Source organism: Pedobacter lithocola, from assembly GCF_042650845.1.
GTDB lineage: Bacteria > Bacteroidota > Bacteroidia > Sphingobacteriales > Sphingobacteriaceae > Pedobacter > Pedobacter lithocola.
Map to the genome: position 1 here is coordinate 597606 of NZ_JBHSBW010000013.1, position 19965 is coordinate 617570.

The 19965-nt window shown below is 37.0% G+C and carries 20 protein-coding genes; 6 read left to right on the plus strand and 14 right to left on the minus strand.

From position 1 onward, the window contains the following. Nucleotides 1-26: 26 nt before the first annotated feature. The 4 genes from leuB (at nucleotide 27) to ACFOWA_RS16695 (ending at nucleotide 4767) form a co-directional block, all read left to right on the plus strand. Nucleotides 27-1127 (plus strand): 3-isopropylmalate dehydrogenase, encoded by a 1101-nt coding sequence (gene leuB / locus ACFOWA_RS16680; protein ID WP_378987191.1) that lies wholly within the window; start codon nucleotides 27-29, stop codon nucleotides 1125-1127. Continuing rightward, entirely contained in the window at nucleotides 1127-2632 is a 1506-nt protein-coding gene (locus ACFOWA_RS16685) for a 2-isopropylmalate synthase (protein ID WP_378987194.1), read from the plus strand. Before leuB ends, ACFOWA_RS16685 begins: the two co-directional genes overlap by 1 nt. Nucleotides 2633-3044: 412 nt before the next feature. After that, entirely contained in the window at nucleotides 3045-4295 is a 1251-nt protein-coding gene (ilvA, locus tag ACFOWA_RS16690) for a threonine ammonia-lyase IlvA (RefSeq protein ID WP_378987197.1), read from the plus strand. A gap of 121 nt (nucleotides 4296-4416) precedes the next feature. Next, nucleotides 4417-4767 (plus strand): cupin domain-containing protein, encoded by a 351-nt coding sequence (locus ACFOWA_RS16695; protein ID WP_378987200.1) that lies wholly within the window; start codon nucleotides 4417-4419, stop codon nucleotides 4765-4767. Nucleotides 4768-4832: 65 nt separating this feature from the next. Here ACFOWA_RS16695 and ACFOWA_RS16700 read toward each other — a convergent pair whose 3' ends face one another. Next, entirely contained in the window at nucleotides 4833-5393 is a 561-nt protein-coding gene (locus tag ACFOWA_RS16700) for a DUF4230 domain-containing protein (RefSeq protein ID WP_123206828.1), read from the minus strand. Nucleotides 5394-5530: 137 nt separating this feature from the next. On the opposite strand from ACFOWA_RS16700, the gene ACFOWA_RS16705 reads away from it, so the two are divergent. Then, nucleotides 5531-5941: a hypothetical protein gene (locus tag ACFOWA_RS16705; protein WP_378987203.1), complete on the plus strand. Its 411-nt coding sequence runs from the start codon at nucleotides 5531-5533 to the stop codon at nucleotides 5939-5941. Nucleotide 5942: 1 nt separating this feature from the next. On the opposite strand, the gene ACFOWA_RS16710 is transcribed toward ACFOWA_RS16705, so the two are convergent. The 4 genes from ACFOWA_RS16710 to ACFOWA_RS16725 form a co-directional block, all read right to left on the minus strand. Next, nucleotides 5943-6938, minus strand: a complete 996-nt coding sequence (locus tag ACFOWA_RS16710; protein ID WP_378987206.1) for an ABC transporter ATP-binding protein — start codon at nucleotides 6936-6938, stop codon at nucleotides 5943-5945. 175 nt (nucleotides 6939-7113) lie between these two features. Continuing rightward, nucleotides 7114-7926, minus strand: a complete 813-nt coding sequence (locus ACFOWA_RS16715; RefSeq protein WP_378987209.1) for an outer membrane beta-barrel protein — start codon at nucleotides 7924-7926, stop codon at nucleotides 7114-7116. A gap of 127 nt (nucleotides 7927-8053) precedes the next feature. Further along, nucleotides 8054-8794 (minus strand): hypothetical protein, encoded by a 741-nt coding sequence (locus ACFOWA_RS16720; RefSeq protein ID WP_378987212.1) that lies wholly within the window; start codon nucleotides 8792-8794, stop codon nucleotides 8054-8056. Next, a complete protein-coding gene (locus ACFOWA_RS16725; protein WP_378987215.1) occupies nucleotides 8775-9344 on the minus strand; it encodes an RNA polymerase sigma factor in 570 nt (189 codons plus the stop codon). The genes ACFOWA_RS16720 and ACFOWA_RS16725 overlap by 20 nt, the downstream gene beginning before the upstream one ends. A gap of 155 nt (nucleotides 9345-9499) precedes the next feature. Between ACFOWA_RS16725 and ACFOWA_RS16730 the strand changes: the two genes are divergently transcribed. Further along, a complete protein-coding gene (locus ACFOWA_RS16730) occupies nucleotides 9500-9634 on the plus strand; it encodes a hypothetical protein (protein ID WP_378987218.1) in 135 nt (44 codons plus the stop codon). 117 nt (nucleotides 9635-9751) lie between these two features. Here the strand turns inward: ACFOWA_RS16730 and ACFOWA_RS16735 are convergent, their stop codons facing one another. From ACFOWA_RS16735 to hemC, 9 genes are all read right to left on the minus strand, one after another. Further along, nucleotides 9752-10906, minus strand: a complete 1155-nt coding sequence (locus tag ACFOWA_RS16735) for a hypothetical protein (protein WP_378987221.1) — start codon at nucleotides 10904-10906, stop codon at nucleotides 9752-9754. 154 nt (nucleotides 10907-11060) lie between these two features. Then, a complete protein-coding gene (locus ACFOWA_RS16740; protein WP_378987224.1) occupies nucleotides 11061-11615 on the minus strand; it encodes a CopD family protein in 555 nt (184 codons plus the stop codon). A 14-nt stretch (nucleotides 11616-11629) separates the two neighbouring features. Further along, nucleotides 11630-12655, minus strand: coding sequence for a uroporphyrinogen decarboxylase (hemE, locus tag ACFOWA_RS16745; RefSeq protein ID WP_378987227.1), 1026 nt, complete (start codon nucleotides 12653-12655; stop codon nucleotides 11630-11632). A 191-nt stretch (nucleotides 12656-12846) separates the two neighbouring features. Next, nucleotides 12847-13362, minus strand: coding sequence for a hypothetical protein (locus ACFOWA_RS16750; RefSeq protein ID WP_378987230.1), 516 nt, complete (start codon nucleotides 13360-13362; stop codon nucleotides 12847-12849). Then, nucleotides 13362-14066 (minus strand): response regulator transcription factor, encoded by a 705-nt coding sequence (locus tag ACFOWA_RS16755; RefSeq protein ID WP_109926856.1) that lies wholly within the window; start codon nucleotides 14064-14066, stop codon nucleotides 13362-13364. Before ACFOWA_RS16755 ends, ACFOWA_RS16750 begins: the two co-directional genes overlap by 1 nt. An 8-nt stretch (nucleotides 14067-14074) precedes the next feature. Further along, nucleotides 14075-14941 carry a sensor histidine kinase gene (locus ACFOWA_RS16760; RefSeq protein ID WP_378987233.1) on the minus strand — a complete coding sequence of 289 codons (867 nt, stop codon included), beginning with the start codon at nucleotides 14939-14941 and terminating at the stop codon, nucleotides 14075-14077. A 414-nt stretch (nucleotides 14942-15355) separates the two neighbouring features. Then, nucleotides 15356-16726, minus strand: coding sequence for a glutamate-1-semialdehyde 2,1-aminomutase (hemL, locus tag ACFOWA_RS16765; RefSeq protein ID WP_378987236.1), 1371 nt, complete (start codon nucleotides 16724-16726; stop codon nucleotides 15356-15358). Between the two features lie 153 nt (nucleotides 16727-16879). Further along, nucleotides 16880-17848, minus strand: coding sequence for a porphobilinogen synthase (hemB, locus tag ACFOWA_RS16770; RefSeq protein WP_378987239.1), 969 nt, complete (start codon nucleotides 17846-17848; stop codon nucleotides 16880-16882). A gap of 439 nt (nucleotides 17849-18287) precedes the next feature. Then, nucleotides 18288-19874: a hydroxymethylbilane synthase gene (gene hemC, locus ACFOWA_RS16775; protein ID WP_378987242.1), complete on the minus strand. Its 1587-nt coding sequence runs from the start codon at nucleotides 19872-19874 to the stop codon at nucleotides 18288-18290. Nucleotides 19875-19965: the final 91 nt, after the last annotated feature.

Genomic DNA, 19965 nt, shown 5'->3' on the forward strand with positions numbered 1-19965 from the left:
TCGCAATGACGGCAATATATAATACAATGAAGAAGAACATTTTAGTAATACCCGGAGATGGTATAGGACCCGAAGTTACCACATGGGGAAAAGCAGCATTAGAGAAAATTGCTGAGATTTTTAACCATGAATTTACATTTGACGAGGCTTTAATGGGTCATGCTGCTATTGGAGTTACTGGTGAACCGCTACCAGATGAAACACTTGAAAAGGCAAGAAAAAGTGATGCAATCCTTTTTGGCGCAATTGGCCATGCTAAATACGATAACGACCCAAGCTTAAAAGTAAGGCCAGAACAAGGTTTGTTAAAAATCCGTAAGGAACTGGGTTTGTTTGCAAATCTCCGCCCGATATTACTATTTGATGAGCTTCTTCAGGCATCGAGCATTAAACCAGAAATTTTAAGGGGAACTGATATTTTATTCTTCCGTGAATTAACGGGCGATGTATATTTTGGCGAAAAAACGCGTTCAGAAGATAGAAACACTGCCTCTGACTTGATGATATATCACCGCTACGAAGTTGAGCGTATTGCGCACAAAGCCTATCAGGCGGCACAACAACGTAGCAAAAGGTTGTGCTCGGTAGATAAGGCAAATGTTTTGGAGAGTTCTCGCTTATGGCGTGAAACCGTTCAGGAAATTGCAAAACAATACCCTGATGTAGAAACTGAACATATGTTTATTGATAATGCAGCGATGCAACTTATCAAAAACCCGAAGAAATTTGACGTGGTTTTAACAGCAAACTTATTCGGCGATATTCTTACCGATGAGGCTTCGCAAATTGCAGGATCTATGGGCATGCTAGCGTCGGCATCTGTTGGCGAAAGCACAGGTTTCTTTGAACCTATCCATGGTTCGGCACATGATATTACTGGTAAAGATTTGGCCAATCCACTCGCCTCTATCCTATCGGCTGCACTGATGCTCGAAATTGGCTTCGGACTAAAAGAGGAGGCAAAATTATTGGTTGATACCATTGATAATGTTTTAAAAGATGGTTTTAGAACCAACGACATTGCAGACGAAAACACCAACCGATTTAAAGTTTTAGGCACCGCCGAAATGGGCAAATTGGTTATTAAATATTTATCTCAAAAATTAACTACAACACCCCAATTATAATGATACACGACCCAAATAAAGTCTATATTTTCGATACCACCTTACGTGATGGAGAGCAGGTTCCGGGCTGCCAGTTAGATACCGACCAAAAAATTATAATTGCGAAAGCACTGGAAGTACTTGGTGTTGATGTAATTGAGGCCGGATTTCCCATTTCGAGTCCTGGTGATTTTCAAAGTGTTGTAGAATTATCTAAAGCGATTAAAAATCCAACCATTTGTGCTTTAACAAGAGCAATTAAAGGTGATATTGATGTTGCTGCAGAATCTTTACAATATGCAAAGCATCCACGTATCCATACTGGAATTGGTTCTTCGGATATGCACATCAAATACAAATTTAACAGCACACGCGAAAAGATTTTAGAACGTGCCGTTGATGCGGTAAAGTATGCGAAGAAGTTTGTTGAAGATGTTGAGTTTTATGCTGAAGATGCAGGAAGAGCGGATAATGCTTTTTTAGCTCAAATGATTGAGGCAGTAATTGCCGCTGGTGCCACTGTAGTAAACATCCCAGATACAAATGGTTATTGCATGCCCGACCAATATGGCGCTAAAATTCTTTACTTAAAAGAAAACGTTAAAAATATCGATCAAGCCATTATTTCGGTTCATTGCCATAACGATTTAGGCTTGGCTACGGCAAATAGTATTGCAGGTGTAGTTAATGGCGCCCGCCAAATTGAATGTACCATTAATGGCATTGGCGAAAGAGCAGGAAACACAGCTTTGGAAGAAGTTGCGATGATTTTAAAAACGCACAGTTTGGGCTTGCATACGAGTATCAATAGCAAACATTTTACTGAAATTAGTGGAATGGTTAGCCGTATGATGCACATGCCGGTGCAACCAAATAAAGCAATTATCGGCAAAAATGCTTTCGCACACAGTTCTGGTATTCATCAGGATGGTTTCTTAAAACACCGCGAAAACTATGAAATTATTAATCCAGAGGATGTTGGATTAAACAGCGCTGATATAATTTTAACCGCTCGTAGCGGCCGCCATGCTTTGAAACACCATTTAGAACGTTTGGATTATGATATCGAAAAAATTAATATTGATGATGTTTACGAACGTTTCTTGGTTTTAGCCGATGAAAAGAAAGACATTACCGATGATGATTTACTTTTCTTGATGAGCAATGGTGAAACAGAATCGTATAAAAACGGCTATAAATTAAACTTACTGCAAGTAGTTTGTGGCGACCAGGAAAAACCTACAGCCAACATCAAATTACAATATAATGGTGAAGTGAAAGAGGCAAAAGCTGAAGGGAATGGTCCTGTAGATGCAACCATAAACGCAATTGTTAGCATTATTGATAAAGACATTACACTTAAAGAGTTTACTATCCAGGCGATGCATGGTGGTAGCGATGATGTAAGTAAAGTAAATATGAAGGTTGATTACAATGGGAAATCTTTTGTAGGATATGGTTTTAGCACTGATATTGTAAAAGCATCTGCTAATGCTTATTTAGATGCGATTAATAAGTTTTTGTAGGGAACGGAAAGAGATTAAGGATTAAGGAGCAAAGATGAAAGACCAAAGGAAAAAGAAGAAAGCTATAAGAATAAAGACTAAAGCTGAAAGAATGGAGACCAAAGCTGAAAGGTAGAAGAGCAAATCCCTTAAAAATAAAAAGCTGCAATTTGCAAACTTTAAGAGGTATCTCCCTCTGGAGGGACAGGGGGAGGATTTGAGTTTTAAACACAGTGTTTGCCCTCTAAACCTGATAGCAGTGGAAATACTTTTTGCTGCAGCTCAGTAACTGCTTAAAATGACAATCCCAAAAAGATTGTAACGAATAGCAGGACTAAATTAACCGAAAAGCACCGGAGCCTGCTTTTCAAAAACACATAAGCATTAAAAAATCTTATTACCGGATACCTTAACGCTATTTGAAACTAAAAAAATGAACACAATAACACCAAATAAACTAGATTTTAAATCTGCATCGGAAAGGCTGAAAGGCGTGGTAAAACGTACGCCATTAGAGTTTAATGCCGGACTTTCTGCCCAGTACAATGCAAATATTTATTTGAAACGGGAAGATTTGCAAATTGTGCGTTCTTACAAATTACGTGGTGCTTACAATAAAATTAGTTCGTTGCCGCAAGAGGCTTTAACTAATGGTGTGGTTTGTGCCAGTGCAGGTAACCATGCGCAAGGTGTGGCATTTTCTTGCAAAAAACTTGGTATAAAGGGCGTAATTTTTATGCCCGAAATTACACCAAAACAGAAGGTTAAACAAACGTATATGTTTGGTGGAGATAACGTAGAAGTAATTTTGGTTGGTGATACTTTTGATGATTGTTTAAAAGAGGCATTAGCTTACAGTGCAGCTCATTCGGCAAGTTTTATACCTCCATTTGATGACGAGAAAGTAATTGAAGGACAAGCGACAGTTGGGGTAGAAATTTTTGAAGACCTGCCCGATTTAGATATGATTGTTATGCCTGTTGGCGGTGGTGGTTTAGCATCGGGTGTGAGTGCTTATATAAAAACCGTTAAAACTGATGTAAAATTGGTTGGCGTTGAGCCTTTGGGTGCTCCATCTATGGTTACGGCTATGGAAAATGGCGGACCTTTTACACTGGAGGAAATCGACCGTTTTGTGGATGGTGCCGCTGTTAAAAGAATCGGTCATATTACTTACGAATATTGCCAGCAACTTTTAGACCAAATGCACCTTATTCCAGAGGGAAAAATTTGTACTACAATACTTAAACTTTATAATGAAGATGCTATTGTTGTGGAGCCTGCAGGCGCTTTATCGGTTGCAGCCTTAGACCAGCTGAGAGACCAAATTGCTGGCAAAACGGTTGTTTGTATTGTTAGTGGAGGCAATAATGACATCGAGCGAATGCAAGAAATTAAAGAGAAATCTTTACTTTTTGAAGGTTTAAAGCACTATTTTATTGTGCGTTTCCCTCAACGACCAGGCGCTTTGAAATTATTTGTGAACGAAGTTTTAGGTCCGCAGGATGATATTACCCGTTTTGAATTTATTAAAAAAACAAATAAAGAAAACGGACCAGCTTTGGTGGGTATCGAGCTTTCGAATAAGAACGATTATGCAAGCTTATTGCAACGCATGAAAGATTTTAAATTCGAAATTATAGAACTGAACCAAGACCAGACTTTGTTTGAGTATTTGGTTTAAGGGAGTTAATAGAAATGAACATACAGTTTTTCAGGTAACAAACAATATAAAAAAATTTCATTATAAGCTTGTCGAAGAACAGCGTTTCGACAAGCCTAACGTGACATAATCTCATAAAAAAATGAACTTCAAAGATTTAACCAACAAAACACTAATTGCGGATAACGACGTAGATTGGGAAGATTTAGGTGCCGGTGTGAGGAGAAAGATTATGGCTTACGATGATAAATTGATGTTGGTTAAAGTTGAGTTTGAAAAAGATTCTTTTGGAACCATTCATAACCATCCGCATTTACAATTGAGCTATGTTGCTAAAGGAAGTTTTGAAGTAATGATGGGTGATGATAAAAAAATCTTAAATGAAGGCGATGTATTTTTTGCTCCCACAATGGTATTTCATGGTGTGCTATGTTTAGAACCTGGACTTTTAATTGATGTATTTAATCCGCATCGTGAAGACTTTTTGAAATAATGTTTTCACCACCTAAGGCAGCTTAGAACTCCTAAGGTGGCAAAATTATTAATGGCAGTTACTATCTATTCAAAAGTTAAACGCACATTTTTATAACCCAAGCCTTCTATAATTGGTTTTAAAACATTCATAGCATTCGTTTTGGTTTGTGCTAAAATATTCGATTTTTTTACCTCAGCAGTTACATGTTTTTCGGCTGCTTTGTAAGCCTCATCAACTAATCCAGCCTCGCGGAAGAAAGCCATCTTGGTATCATAAACCCGCGAATTTTTGTGGTCGATTTTTACGTAACAAATTTCTGGCTGTGGTAAATTTACTACAGCTGTATCGGCATCAAGTTCAATATCGTTTCGTGTAACTTTAGTAAGGTCGATACAACCAACGGCCTCAGCTTTTACGATTAGTAAAACACTTGCCTCAGGCAAAAAATCCGTTTTATTTTTGTGCTCCAATACATCGCTAATTTGGTAGCGAACTAGTTCCAATTTACCAATAGCCTCTATTTTATCAACCAAAAGCTGATGTTTGCTTTCAACAGATGTGTTGATGCTAAACTTTTTGGAGATAAAAAAGTATCCGGCTACAAGTAAAATCAACCAAGGTAAAACTCTAAAAATGATTCTCATTGTGATTATATTAATTCAAATTTCAATTGTGTGTGTTCACGAATAAACAAATATTAAACCACATTGTGATTGTTAAAGTTTTTGGCAGTGGTTTTGTATTACGCAAAGTACACACACACAAATTAAACACAATCAACATGAAAAAACTTACTATCCTGATGCTTTGCATTGCCACACTAGGTTTGGCATCTTGCAAAAAAGACACAATTATCTACCCACCTTCGGCAAAAACTTATAACAGATACATTGAACCGAATCAATGGGTTCAAAATTCGAACGGAACTTTCTCTTTTACCTGGAATAAACCAGAATTCGATGGCGTAACTCTAGACGATGAGGGCGTACTTGTTTACTTCACTCACCCTACTAATGACAATAGTGATGTTCAACTGCCATATACTTTTAATTACACAGTTTATAGTTATGAACTTTTCAGCGGAGGGATAACATTTGATGTTCAGGATAGCAGAAACTTAACAAGTTCAGTACGTCCAAGCTATAGAATATTGGTTAAGGTTGTTGTAATTCCTTCTGAATACGCAGATTAATTTAATGAAACTCTAGAAAACGACTAATGTTCAATTGAACGTAGTCGTTTTTTTTATGCTCTCCCCTATTCAATTGCAAAGCTCTAACGGTAACGCCATTTCGCTCGAGCAATAATTCATCGTAAAAACCTTTGTAGTAAACGTCTTTCACCTCAAATCTTCTGCTGCTCCAATTGCTGTTTATTTCTGCCCATTCCGGATAAAATACAACCGATGCGGCGAAGGTTTTCAGTCCGAGTTTTTCAGCATCGCCACGAGATAGAACAACAGCATTACCTAAAATTTGTGCGGTGTAAATGTGCTTTGGCTGTTGATAAATATCTACTGGCTTTCCTGTTTGCAAAAGTTCGCCGTTTCGCAGGATAAGCAGTTGGTCAGCAAGAAATAATCCATCTGCCGGGTCGTGAGATACTAAAATCACCGTTACACCTGTTTCTGCTGCAACGCGTTTAATATCGGCTCGCAACTGGTTTTTCAATAATGCATCAACCTGACTAAAAGGTTCATCCAATAACAAAACTTTAGTATCAGCAACCATGGCTTTAGCAATTGCTACACGTTGTTGTTCACCTCCACTTAACTCGATAATTTTTTTATTTTGGAGCGGTAAAATTCGCAAATGCTCCATTATGGCCAAAGTTTTTTCTGCTTTGGTTTTTAGGTCGCTATTCGATAATTGTGAGGCAATATTATCGTAAACCTTGGCATAAATGTTTAATGAAAAATCCTGAGTAACCATTTTCATTTGCTTATGCCCGGGAATTAACTGTTCATCAGGACCTTTAACTTTTTCCTCTTCGAAAAAAATATCACCCACGTCGGTTTTTAATAAACCGTAAATGGATTTCAGCAAAGTTGATTTTCCACTTCCACTTTCGCCAATAATAGCAACTACATCCCCTCTGTTAATGTCAAAAGTGATGTTTTTAATTCCTCCAGCTTGCTCAGTCTGGTATTGTTTTGTTAAATTTTTTACGCTGATTATGGTATCGCTCACAGAGTAAAGATAAAGCTTAAAGGGGAAAGACTAAAGCTTAAATCGAAATGATTTTCGCAAAAAAATCCTGTTCCGCCTAACCGAAACAGGATTTCATTGGTTCATTTGTATAATCGTTCATTTGTTATTAAACTTCGGCCTTTAAGACCTCTGAATCTCAACTTCAATTCTAAAGCTAATTCAATCCAAAAGAGACACCAAAACTCATATTTCTTAAACCAGCTTGGGCAGGTGTGGTAAACATATCATTGAAATAATATTTGGTAAATAACCCCAAACCACCATATCCAAATCTAACTGTACCTCCGTAACGAACAGATTGAAAATGGTAACTGTCATACTGTTTCTCTTTTCCGCGTTCTTCGCTAATTTGTTTAACCTTTCCATTTAGCAAGAAACTCACCTCCGGACCAACAACAAAGTAGAATCTTTTACCTTTATTGTTCTCTTTAGTACGAAACTCGAAGTTTAAAGGAATATGCACATAGCTGCTTGAGAAACGATTTTTAGAAAAGTCAATCGGTTCGTTTATATATGTTAAAGTCGGTTGGTTTTTCTGAATGGTAATATTATCTCTCAAACGAATTAATGTCCAATCGAAACCACCTGCAACATAAACCTTAAAGTTGGAGTTAAAACGGTAACCAAATTGCAAAACGTCAAAAGAAAACGTACTGGTTTTACCGCCCTTATAATCTAAAAATTCATTGTTCGGCGATAAATCAAAGTCACCATTATCAATTAATCTGGAGAAACCTAAATCTACTCTTGTAAACGTAATCCCTCCAACAAAACGGCCTTTTTTAACATCCTCTGTAGAATCTGTTTTAGTAATTATATTCCCGCCACCAATGGTTAAGGTGTATTTTGCTTTTTTCTTCTTAACTACGGTATCCATTGCAAGAGTATCTTGTTGCGCAAAAGCACTTGGAGCCATAACACCGGCAAGCCCGCTTACCAAAAGTGTTGTAAAAATTAGATGTTTCATATTTTTTTCGTGTGTGTGTTTGAATGATTGAATTATTGATTGAGAGAATGACTGAATTGCTAAATAAAAGAACTATTGAATGAATAAATACTTTAATCTTAAAATCCTACAATCTCTAAAATCCTTGTTATTTTTTCTTTTTCCCTATTTTAAACGGACCAATATTTATCGATGAAAGTGAAGAATCATCATCATCGGTACGAAACTGGATAAACTTATCTTTTCTTTTATCCACTTTATTTACGATTAAGTTCACCACGTCGCCAACATTACGTATGCCTTTACTTTCAGTTTGGTTTTCATAATCGATTACATCATCAGGTTTAACATTTGTAGCTGTTGATGCGATTACAGTTTCCGGGTTGGTTTGTAAAATGGCCTCATCAATTTTCTTTTTGATAATTTCTTGAGTCGGTATTACTTGTGCAATCACCGTTTCCTGTTTTTTCATTTCCGGGGCGGTAACTATTTTTTGTTTTTCTACAGGTTTATTCCTCTCTGTGGCCTTAGTTTTTGCTACAGCCTCAACCTTTAATGCTACAGGTAGAACCATTTTTTCTTTCAGTGAGCTTTCGTTTTCTGTAGAATCTTTAACCATTTGATTTTCTACCACTGGTTTAACCTTAGGTTCAACATGATTTGCAAACTGCTTTGGTTTAACATCTTGTTGCTGATAAACCAAAATACTTACGGTTGCAATTAATAAAATCACCGCTGCTGCTAACCAGTAAATTGGGATAATCCTTTTTTTCTTTGGTTCAATTTCACTTTCAATGCTGCCCCACAAATCTCTAGATGGTGCAATTTCAGCATCTTCGAAAGCATTTTTAAATAACTTATCAAAATCCTTATCCTGTATAGGTTGCATAACCAAATCCCTCCATTTTTATAATTTCTTCTTTTAAAATTGCTCTTGCTCTCGATAATTGAGATTTACTTGCTCCCTCCGAGATGCCGAGCGTTTCTCCTATTTCTTTGTGCGAATAACCTTCAATTACATACATATTGAAAACCATTCTGTAACCATCAGCCAGTTTTTGTATCACTTTCATCAAATCTTGCATGCCTAAAGTGCCAAAATCAAAACCTGTCGACGGTTGTTCGTAAGCCTCATCAATTTCGACCACATTTAAGCTGCGTAAGTTTTTACGGTAACTTTCAATTGCGGTATTCACCATCACTCTCCTAATCCAACCTTCAAATGAACCATCGCCTCTATACTCCTTAATCTTCTGAAAAATTTTGATATAGCCCATTTGTAATACATCTTCTGCCTCCATCCTATCTTTTGCGTAGCGCATACAAACAGCCATCATTTTCGATGCCGTTTGCCTGTAAAGCAGCTCTTGCATCTTCCGGTCGCCAGCTTTGCAGCCCTCCATCAAATCGTTTATCGTGTAACTTCGCGTCAATTTCATTGTGTGTTTGTATATAGAAGATGTTGGATTACAAACATTGGTTGCATGGGAGATATAAAAAAGTTAAATAAAAGTTAAAATTGGTTTAGATAAGCTGATTATCAATAAGATAAATCATTAATATATTTTCAGAAAGATATATATTTTATTTGGAAATGAGCATTCAGTATTTCTTTGGGAATAGCAGTCCCGCTATGCGCTTCAAAGCCTCGGCTCGTTCCTCACCTTCGCGTTTTCCGCTCCTATCGGGTTTAGAAACACAGGCTTGTACACCACACAAAGAAGTATAGTTGCAAAATTTTAATAAGGCCAAAATTAACTTTTCCGTTGGCTGAAGCCAACGGCAATGATAGCGATAGTTTAGCCAGATGGCAATTCAATGCAGTCTGCTTTAGCTGACGGAAATTTTAATCTTTCTTCTTCACCTTAAATAACCTAAAATCTTGTTTATAGGTCAAAAAAAATGAATGGTTAAATTGCAGTTGTTTATCTGTATTATCTAAATCAACATGAGGCTCAAAACGAACATCTAAATACAAATGCGGAATCAATTCCTTTTGGTAAGCATAACGCAACGAGACAATATTTCTACCACTTTGCTTTAGTCCGTTTGTATATAAATTACTCGAAACCGATTCATATAAAGGCATTCCTCTAATCGAAATGAAGTTATTTCCTTTCCAGTAAGAGGCCACTAAACTTCCCCACTTACTTTCTACACCAGCATTTAAACACATACCAAAACCACCCTGATAAGCACGACGTTTATCAGGCGAAAAATCTTTGTAAACGGCAATGTAGTTATCTGTATAAACCTGTGTGATGTTGGTGTTAATAGCCTTATGTAACTTCAACCCTGCCGACCCGTTAAAAACAGTACTAATTGGGATTTGCTTTAACACATCAATTTGTCCTCCTTGATGGAAAGCCAGAAACTGTGCAGGAAAAGTAAACTTCCATCCATTATTTTCAGCAATTGTACTTTCTGTTGATAACCCACCAATAATTTCTTCTTTTGCAGCTTCACCTGTGTAAATCATTTTTTGCCAGGCAATCCAGGCATCTAGATTGAATTTCTTGCGCTCTACCAATAACTGCGTTCCATATTCAATTGGTGTAGTTATCGTTCTTTCAAAATCGTAAAGTGGCTCGATATATTTATGCTGAATACCGCCCTCCAAACTTCCGAAAATCAATGTTAAGTTGCGCTTATGATATTTTAAACTGAACAAAGGCTTTGCATCGGAGATACCATTTCTGCCAAAATCCTTTCTAATAAAAGCACCAGCCGTTATGGCCAAATTTGGGTGTGCATAATATACAATTTGCGGTTGCAGTTGTGTTCCATACAAAGTATATCCATCATGGAAATCGTTGGTATATTCGTAATTCCGAACGTAATTAAAATTGTAAAAATTAAAATGAACCTCTCTGGTTAAGCTACTGTCCGGACGAATTCTATTCTCTAAAGCCGATTGATTAAACTGTGCTGAAGCAAAATAAGATGTAAATAAAAAAGTAATTGAGAGTAAGGTTTTTTTCAGACCTGTTGTTGTTAACATGAGCTTGGTTTTATGGCTCAAATTTAGGATAGTTTTTTGGTAAAGTATAAAGTAACAAGCATCAAGTATCAAGAACTAAATAGAAGTTTACGCAAAGAAAACAAAGAATGCTTGTGTCTTTTTTGCTTTGGTCTTTCTACTTTAATCATTGAGTTTATTTCTTCAACCGATAATTCTTATACAACTTAACTGCAATCATAATCGCCAGTGCAACGCCCATTATGCCAATCAAACCGTAAATCCAGTTTAATGAATCTTTTAAAATCACAACAAAAACAATTGCTATCATAAAAATAGTTGCCAATTCTCGCCACAACCGAAGTTGAAAACTGTTCATTTTAAACTGATTATTTTTAAGTTGCCTAACGATATTTTGGCAAATGAAATGATAAATTAACAACCCTACTACAAAACCGAGTTTAACCCACATCCAATCGGTTTGAAGCAAACCTGGGCGTAAAGTAAGCATTGAAATACCCGCTAAAACAGAAATAACCATCGCTGGGGTTGCAATGATATTCCATAGCGTGGCCTCCATTTTTGTGAATTGCTTTATAAGAGTACTTTTTTCGGGTTCAGGTTTATCATTTGCTTCGGTATGGTAAATGAATAAACTTAAAATATAGAATAATCCTGCCATCCAGCTAATTACGAAAACAACATGTAATGCAATGAAGTAGCGATAATATGGCAAAAGAGTTTCGATCATTTTATATATGCAGTTTAATACCTAAACTCTTTTACCACCTCAATCGCATATTTTACATTTTCGAAAGGAATATCAGGCATAATACCATGGCCCAAATTGAAAATAAAACCTTCAGTTCCACGCATGCGTTCGAACAACTTATGAATTTGTGCTTTAATTACCGATTGGTCTGCATACAAAATATGCGGGTCTAAATTACCTTGAACGGCAATACCAGCAGGCAAAGCATTTTTAATGTTAAGCAAATCTGCATTCCAATCAACCGAAATCACATCAGGTTTAGCCTCTGCCATCATCGGCGCAAAAACCGAACTTCCTTTACAGAAAGAAATCACTGGGATATCTTTTCGGTTTAAGTTGGAGATAATTTCCTGAATATAGCGGTGAGAAAACTCCTGATAATCATTCCATGATAAAGCAAGTGCCCAGCTATCAAAAATCTGAACTGCATTTACACCAGCCGCAATTTGAAGATTCAAATAATCAGCCGTTACTTTAGCAACTTTAGCTAAAAGTTTATGCGCTAACTCTGGTTGGTTATGAATGAAAAGCTTGGTTAATTTAAAATCTTTTGATGAACCGCCTTCAATTAAGTAACTCATTACCGTAAAAGGTGCACCAGCAAAACCGATTAAAGGAATACTTCCATTTAACCGCTGTTGAATTACTTTAATGGCATCAGCTACGTACTGCAATTCATCCAAACAATCAACATTTAAGTTTTCTACATCTTGTGCAGTGCGTACCGGGTTTGCAAACTTCGGACCAACGCCTTGAGTAAAGCTCAAATCGCCACCCATAGCCTCGCCAGTTACTAAAATATCGCAGAATAAAATCGCTGCATCAATACCCAACAAATCGACAGGTAACATGGTAACATCGGCTGCAATTTCCGGAGTTTTGCACATCTCTAAAAAAGAGTATTTGTTCTTAATCTCCCAGTATTGTGGCATAAAACGACCAGCTTGGCGCATCATCCACACAGGTGGACGTTCTGTCTGTTTCGAAAATGCTGCGTCTAAAAATAAATTGTTCTTCATGTTTTGTTTTAGTGTCGTACTGTCGCCATCCTGAATTCATTTCAGGGTCTTAATAGCAAGAAAGATGCTGAACTAAATTCAGCATGACGTTGAGCAAAAATTTAATTCTGCAAAGGTATAAAATAAAAAAAAACGAACTACCTTTTTATGCCTAAAGCGGTATTTCGTTTCTCAAAATGACAATACGAGTATTATAATTTACTTATTTCTTTTTCAATCTTAACGATTATATCTTTCGAACGTGTCGGTTCTGAAAGTTCTTTGGCCAAATTAACATATGCCTCGGCTCTTTCTTTGTCTTTTTTTCGCAAAGCGAGATTAGCTAAATGTATTAAAACATAACCTTTTTGGGTTTTGCCACCAACGGGAAAACGACTTGCCAATTGAAAATGATATTCTGCTTTTTCGTAATCTTCTTCTTTCAAGGCCATGTTGCCTTGCATAAATTCGTAATAACCTCTCCTGTTTTTTGATAGCCTTTTCGGATTTGGAACTTCGGCAAGCATCAGCTTTGCTTTAGAAAATTCATTGTTCTTAAAATATTTAGAGGCCATTAAAACTGAACTATGCCTGAAATGACTCCAAATTAGAAAAAAGAATAGAAAGCCAGCAACTGCTGCCAACTCGTATTGATTGTAATAAACACAAACCAATGCGGCAAGCACAAATACGGCCATTAAAATATACCTGCCGAGACTGCTATACATTAATGAATATCGGTGAATTTATAGCCCACACCACGAATAGAATGAAAATAAACAGGATTTTTCTGGTCTGGTTCGAAGTATTTACGGAATGTTAAAATAAAGTTATCAATCGTTCTTGTGGATGGATAGACATCATAATTCCAAACGGTTTCTAAAATCTGCTCTCGAGAAACTGCATCGTTTTTACGCTCAATTAAAAGCTTTAACAACATGGTTTCTTTTTTTGTTAATGGTGTGATTGTTCCATCATCGTGTTTCAATTCGAATGAATTAAAATAGATGGTTTTATCGCCGATTTTGTAAGAGTTTAACTCTTTTAAATCATCTGATTTTAAGCTACGTTTAACCAAAATACCCACACGAAGAATCAACTCTTCTAAGTTAAATGGTTTAACTAAATAGTCATCAGCTCCTTTTTTCAAACCTAAAACACGATCTTCAGATGTGTTTTTAGCTGTTAGAAACATAATCGGAACTTCTGCATTTTCTAAACGTATTGTTTCGCAAACCTGGAAACCATCCATTTCTGGCAACATTACATCTAAAATAATTAGATTAAAACGTTCTTCCTTAAATATTTTAAGAGCGGTTTTGCCATCTTTAACGGCGTGAACTTTATAACCCTCAAGTTCGAGGTTTAATTTGATAGCATCTAACAAGTGGTCCTCGTCTTCTACCAATAGAATTCTTAATTTTTGTGACATAATTGAGATTAACTAAATGTTACTTCAAAAATACTTCCCTGAGGCAAATTGTCTTTTACTGTAATATCTGCATCATGGTATTGTAAAACCTCTTTCACAATAAACAAGCCTAAACCCGTTCCTTTCGCTTTCCTGACATTCTCATTACCAACGCGGTAAAACTTATCAAATATCAACATTTTTTCGGCATCTGAAATACCCGGACCTTTATCTATTACGCTTAATCTCAAATGCCCTTCAAACTCATCCAAAAGCACATTTATCTCGTCGCACGGACTAGAATATTTCACCGCATTTTCTATTAAATTGGTAACTACAGACGATAAGGCAAATTTGTCACCCACCAACTGCAAATTTGGCTGAATTTGCGCATTTATTAATTGTTCGTTGCCACAAGAATGTACCTGCAATCTATCCGTAATTTTGTAAACCAACTCCGAAAAATTAAATTCCTCTTTCGGAAAGGTGTATGAGCGGTTTTCAATTTTGGTTGCCAACAACATATTTTCAACCAAATCATCCAAACGCTCAATATCTTTTAGTGAATTATTAAGCAAAGATGTTTGTCTGGCTTTATCTAAATCTCTTTTAACTATCGTTTGTATAGAAAGTTTTATCGCTGCCAAAGGCGATTTTAACTCATGTGTAATCGACATCAAGAAATTCTGTTGCTGCTCTCTTAATTTATCCTCACGTTTTAACGATTGATGCAAAAAATAACCTCCAATACACAACAGAAACAAAAACACAGAGCCTTCACCCATAATCATTGTCATGCGGCTGGGTTGCAAACGCACCACCAAAGTACCCCAAGATACAAGCTGAATTAAGGCGTAAAGTAGTAAAGCGTAAAAGATTATGATGGATTTTTTCATCTGTCTTTATCAGGATTTTTATAATTTAAGGATTTTAAAATATTTATTAGCATATTAATACTGAGTATAGTCGAAATATGAAAAGCAAGTTTCTGTTTTCTTCGCTTATTTCAGTCCCGCTTTTTGTTACTATCTTTTTGCGATTGTCAGTCGGAGCTTGTAGAAGACCTGCATCAAAAAGTATTTCCACTTCAATCGGGTTTAGATAATTTGGGTTTGTGCCTTGAACAGAAACACCCCGCCTTTCAGGCACCCTTCTAAAAGAGGGGAATTCCCGCAAAGTTTAAAACCTCGTTTCAATGACACAATAAGCTTATCTTTTCTTATATGTCTTATATGGTCGAAAACTCTTTATTCTACATGAAAACTTACGTTTTCTATATCGTAAAAAATTATCAGCCGCAAAGGTTGATGCTACGACCTAAAAACCAAATCTAATGCTTCAAAAATCGCTCTCTTCGCCTTCTCTAATTCCACCTTGGTATGTGCTGCAGAAACAAAACCAACTTCATAACCAGATGGCCCTAAATAAATTCCCCTGTTCAACAACTCACGATGCATGATTTTGAATTTTTCCATGCTACCCGCATCAATATCATCAGCCGATTGAATTTTATCTTTATCTGTAAAAGCGAACCAAAAAATGGAACCAACAGTAAACACCTTAAATTTATAATTTCTTGCTGTAGCAAAACGCTGAATACTTGCTACAAAATCCTGGGTTTTATTATTTAAATCTTTATAAAAACCTGATTTATTTAATTCTGTTAAAGTTGCAATCCCCGCAGCCATAGCTACCGGATTACCCGATAACGTACCGGCCTGATAAACTCCACCATCTGGAGAAATGTTCGACATGATTTCAGCCGATGCACCATACATACCAACAGGCAAACCGCCGCCAATAATTTTTCCGTAAGTTACAATATCCGGTTTAACACCATAGTGTGCCGCTGCACCTTCAAAACCAACCCTGAAACCAGTAATCACTTCATCAAAAATAAGTAATGAATTATTTTCTGTACAAATTTTACGTAGGAAATGAATATAATCTTCGTCTTGAATAATCAGCCCGTTATTTGCAGGAATTCCTTCGATAATTACTGCTGCTATCTGGTCTTTAAATTGCGCAAAAGCTTGCTCAATTGCTACCTTATCATTTAAAGGAATTACAATGGTTTCTTCAGCAAAAGATTTTGGAACACCTGCCGAAGAAGTTTCGCCAAAGGTTACCAAACCCGAACCCGCTTTAACCAAAAGAGCGTCTGTATGGCCATGGTAGCAGCCCTCAAATTTTAAAATTTTATCTCTACCTGTAAACCCTCTTGCCAAACGAATCGCCGACATTACAGCCTCTGTTCCAGAGCTTGTAAAACGAATTTTTTCTACAAAACGATTGTTCTTAATAATCAATTCCGCCAATTCATTTTCCAAAGCTGTTGGAGCGCCAAAACTCATTCCGTTTTGCATCACTTCGGTAACTTTCTCCCTGATTTTAGTATTATTATGCCCCAAAATTAACGGACCCCAACTTCCACAGAAATCAATAAACTGATTGCCATCCGCATCCCAAATGTAGCAACCATCACCCTTTTCAATAAAAAGTGGTGTACCATAAACAGATTTGAAAGCCCTAACAGGCGAGTTTACTCCTCCAGGGAAATACGTTTTCGATTTCTCATACAACTCTGCAGATTTTACCCTCGAAATATCGGGTTTGCTGCCTGTATTTACCGGAACATCGGCCTCGTTACCCGAAAACATTTTCTTTAATGAATCTAACATTTTTATTAAGGTATAAGGTAAAAGGCGTAAGGTTTAAGGTAAAAGCATTAAGCCTAAAAACCTAAACATCATAATACCTATATTTATTTATTGATGGAATTGTTATCGAATTGGCAAAAACCTTAAGCCTTAAACCCTCAACCCTCCACCTTTTTAAAGCCAATCGTTATTTAAAATATCTTTAATGTGGTAAGTGGTAATAATACTTGCTCCAGCTCTTGCAAATGCATGCATTGTTTCCATTACTACTTTTTGTTCGTCAATCCAGCCACGTTCTGCAGCCGCTTTAACCATCGAATATTCGCCCGATACATTATAAACCGCAATAGGCAAATTTGTATCTTGCTTTAACCGCTGAATAATATCCAGATAAGCCAAACCCGGTTTTACCATTAAAACATCTGCGCCTTCTTGTTCATCCAGTTGTGCTTCTCGCAAGGCTTCCAAAGGGTTTCTAAAATCCATTTGATAGGCTTTTCTATCGCCTTTACTTGGTGCACAATCTGCTGCTTCTCTAAAAGGACCATAATAAGCAGACGCAAACTTTGTAGCATGACTCATAATGGCTGCATTCACAAAACCGTTTTTATCCAACAAATTTCGCATCGCTTCGATTCGTCCGTCCATCATGTCAGATGGAGCAAACATATCTGCACCGGCTTCCGCATGTGTTAGAGCCATCTTAGCAATCACTTCAACGGTTTTATCATTCTGAACGTAGTCGTTTTCTAAAATACCGCAATGCCCATGTGTGGTATAAGAGCAAACGCAAACATCGGTAATCACGTATAAATCTTCGCCGAATTGCCTTTTTAATTCACGCACCGCTGTAGGTACTAACGAATGGTCGTGATAAGCAGATTTTGCTTCGGCTGATTTTTCGTCACCAACACCAAAAAGCATAATTTTATTTAAGCCTTTTTTCATTCCTGCTTCCACGTCCTTTACCAAAGCATCAACCGAATAGTGGTTTACGCCCGGCATGGCATCAATTGCATGGGTAACATTCGTTCCTGGTACCACAAAATACGGGTACACAAACATATCTTTCGATAGTCGGGTTTCGGCTACCATCTCTCTAACCAACGGGTTTTTCCTCAATCTTCTCGGACGATGTAACATATTTTATTATTAAAGCCCCACGTAACTCTCCCCAGAGGGGAGGACTTAGCGAGTGTATTAGTATCAAGTATCGAAGCTTGATGTGCTATTATTTTTTTTAACGCCGCGGTTTATTTACCAGCGTAACTTCATTTAATATTTTGAAAAGCAAATCAGTAGCTTCGCGGATAATACAGGCCCGCTTTTCGTTTCAAGTTTTTAATGGTCTTCGACAAGCTCAGACTGACATTAAAAAGCTTTCCATTTCAATCGGGTTTAGAGAACTTAATTCAGTTTTTCAATGTAAATGCTTAAAGGCAAGATTGTGAGATTACTTCGTACCTCGCAATGACGATATGGACTTGCTGTTTGCCTAAGTATTCCAGCTTTAGTCTTTCTCTTTCATCTTTAGTATTTGTTCTCTCTGCTCCCAAACCCTCTACCTTAAACCTTTAAACCCTTAACCTTTATTAATTTCTATTCCAAAAACCGCTTCCGCTAGTCCAATTTCATCAGGCGAATAAGGCAAGGCGTAACTTACGCCCATTTCATCAAATTTCTTACCTGTAGAGTTACCAATAGCAATAACCTGTTGCCCTGGCTCTAATAAATTATCAGCAAAGTAAGCATCAACATTCGATGGACTGGTAAAAATCAGCACATCAGCATAACTTTGGTCTATATTTTCTTCGATTACGGTTTCGTAAATAGGTAAATCGATAATTTTCGCATCCGCAGGTAAAGATTTTTGAATCGATTGTAAAGAATCCTGCGCTCTTGGGAATAAAATATTTTTCCCCGGAACCAATGCAGCAAAATCTTCGGCAACCTCTGTAATATCGCCACTTGCACCTACAAAATCAGCGAAGTGTCCAAATTTACGCAAGGCATCTTCTGAGCCTCTTCCTACCACACCAAATTGTGTTTTCTTAGGCAATTGCGGTTTTAAATTGAAGAAATACTCTACGCAATTACGGCTGCTAAAGAAAATCCAATCAATATTTTTCAAAATAAATTGATCTAAAACGGTTACAATTGGGAAAGTACGAATCAATGAGCGACCTTCTATTTCTATATTGTTATTTTCTAATGCTCTACGGAAATAGCTGTGCTCACCAATTTCACGGGAGATGAAAACCTTTGCAGGTTTCTTCCTTTCTTCACTAAATTTGGCTACAATTTTTTCGGCTAAACCTTCTGTAGTATCAGCCCTTAAAAACAAGCGTTCCGGAAAATCATCTGCAGTTTCGGCTTTTGATGTCCACACTTCGAATTGACCATTATCTCTTTTGCAATAGCAACCCAGAGGCATGTGGCAACCACCTTCAAAAATATTTAAAACTTTGCGTTCAACACCAACCTCTTCTGCTGTTTCTGCATGATGCAGTTTTTGCAAGGCCTCAAAAAGTTCGGTATCATTTGCTCTGATTTGAATCGCCAAAGCGCCTTGAGCAGGTGCCGGAACAAATTCGGTAGTTTCTAACTCTTCAACATGCAAATCGCTAACATCTAAATTCAGGCGTTTTACACCGGCTTTAGCGATTAATATAGCATCGTAATCTTCATCTCTAAGTTTCTGAATACGTGTTGGAACGTTTCCCCGTAAATCTTCCACTTCCAAATCAGGGCGCAAACCCAATAATTGGGCTTTACGACGATTGGAAGATGTACCAACCATTGCTCCCTTTTTTAATGAAAGCTTTTGTGAAACATCAACACAATCTTTCAAAATTAAAAGATATTCAGACGCCTCTTCGCGTTTTGGAATGGCGGCAATAACTAATCCATCGGGATGGTTAGTAGGCAAATCTTTAAGACAATGAACAGCCAAATCGATGGTTCCACCAATAAGTTCTTCTTCCAATTCTTTGGTAAAAAAACCTTTTCCCTCCAATTTATCTAAACGCAAATTCAGGATTTTATCGCCCTGCGTTTTAATGATTTTAATTTCAGCTTCTATTCCAATAACAGACAATTCATTTTTTATATGATTTGCTTGCCACAAAGCCAGGTCGCTACCGCGTGTTCCGATGGTTAATTTCTTCACTGTTTTTGTTAAATGATTTGCAAATCTAACTAAATACGGCTTTATCTAGTAAAATGTTTAAAAATGCGACAGTGAGGTTACAGAGTTACTG

What these genes read in the sequence shown, in the direction of transcription:
- ACFOWA_RS16725 (WP_378987215.1), bottom strand. Translation starts at nt 9,344, where the DNA reads ATGAAATTGACGCGAAGTTACACGATAAACGATTTGATGGAGGGCTGC.
- ACFOWA_RS16750 (WP_378987230.1), bottom strand. Translation starts at nt 13,362, where the DNA reads ATGTATAGCAGTCTCGGCAGGTATATTTTAATGGCCGTATTTGTGCTT.
- ACFOWA_RS16715 (WP_378987209.1), bottom strand. Translation starts at nt 7,926, where the DNA reads ATGAAACATCTAATTTTTACAACACTTTTGGTAAGCGGGCTTGCCGGT.
- hemB (WP_378987239.1), bottom strand. Translation starts at nt 17,848, where the DNA reads ATGTTACATCGTCCGAGAAGATTGAGGAAAAACCCGTTGGTTAGAGAG.
- ACFOWA_RS16735 (WP_378987221.1), bottom strand. Translation starts at nt 10,906, where the DNA reads ATGTTAACAACAACAGGTCTGAAAAAAACCTTACTCTCAATTACTTTT.
- ilvA (WP_378987197.1), top strand. Translation starts at nt 3,045, where the DNA reads ATGAACACAATAACACCAAATAAACTAGATTTTAAATCTGCATCGGAA.
- ACFOWA_RS16685 (WP_378987194.1), top strand. Translation starts at nt 1,127, where the DNA reads ATGATACACGACCCAAATAAAGTCTATATTTTCGATACCACCTTACGT.
- ACFOWA_RS16740 (WP_378987224.1), bottom strand. Translation starts at nt 11,615, where the DNA reads ATGATCGAAACTCTTTTGCCATATTATCGCTACTTCATTGCATTACAT.
- ACFOWA_RS16720 (WP_378987212.1), bottom strand. Translation starts at nt 8,794, where the DNA reads ATGCAACCTATACAGGATAAGGATTTTGATAAGTTATTTAAAAATGCT.
- leuB (WP_378987191.1), top strand. Translation starts at nt 27, where the DNA reads ATGAAGAAGAACATTTTAGTAATACCCGGAGATGGTATAGGACCCGAA.
- ACFOWA_RS16700 (WP_123206828.1), bottom strand. Translation starts at nt 5,393, where the DNA reads ATGAGAATCATTTTTAGAGTTTTACCTTGGTTGATTTTACTTGTAGCC.
- ACFOWA_RS16760 (WP_378987233.1), bottom strand. Translation starts at nt 14,941, where the DNA reads ATGAAAAAATCCATCATAATCTTTTACGCTTTACTACTTTACGCCTTA.
- ACFOWA_RS16695 (WP_378987200.1), top strand. Translation starts at nt 4,417, where the DNA reads ATGAACTTCAAAGATTTAACCAACAAAACACTAATTGCGGATAACGAC.
- hemL (WP_378987236.1), bottom strand. Translation starts at nt 16,726, where the DNA reads ATGTTAGATTCATTAAAGAAAATGTTTTCGGGTAACGAGGCCGATGTT.
- ACFOWA_RS16705 (WP_378987203.1), top strand. Translation starts at nt 5,531, where the DNA reads ATGAAAAAACTTACTATCCTGATGCTTTGCATTGCCACACTAGGTTTG.
- ACFOWA_RS16755 (WP_109926856.1), bottom strand. Translation starts at nt 14,066, where the DNA reads ATGTCACAAAAATTAAGAATTCTATTGGTAGAAGACGAGGACCACTTG.
- hemE (WP_378987227.1), bottom strand. Translation starts at nt 12,655, where the DNA reads ATGAAGAACAATTTATTTTTAGACGCAGCATTTTCGAAACAGACAGAA.
- ACFOWA_RS16730 (WP_378987218.1), top strand. Translation starts at nt 9,500, where the DNA reads ATGAGCATTCAGTATTTCTTTGGGAATAGCAGTCCCGCTATGCGCTTC.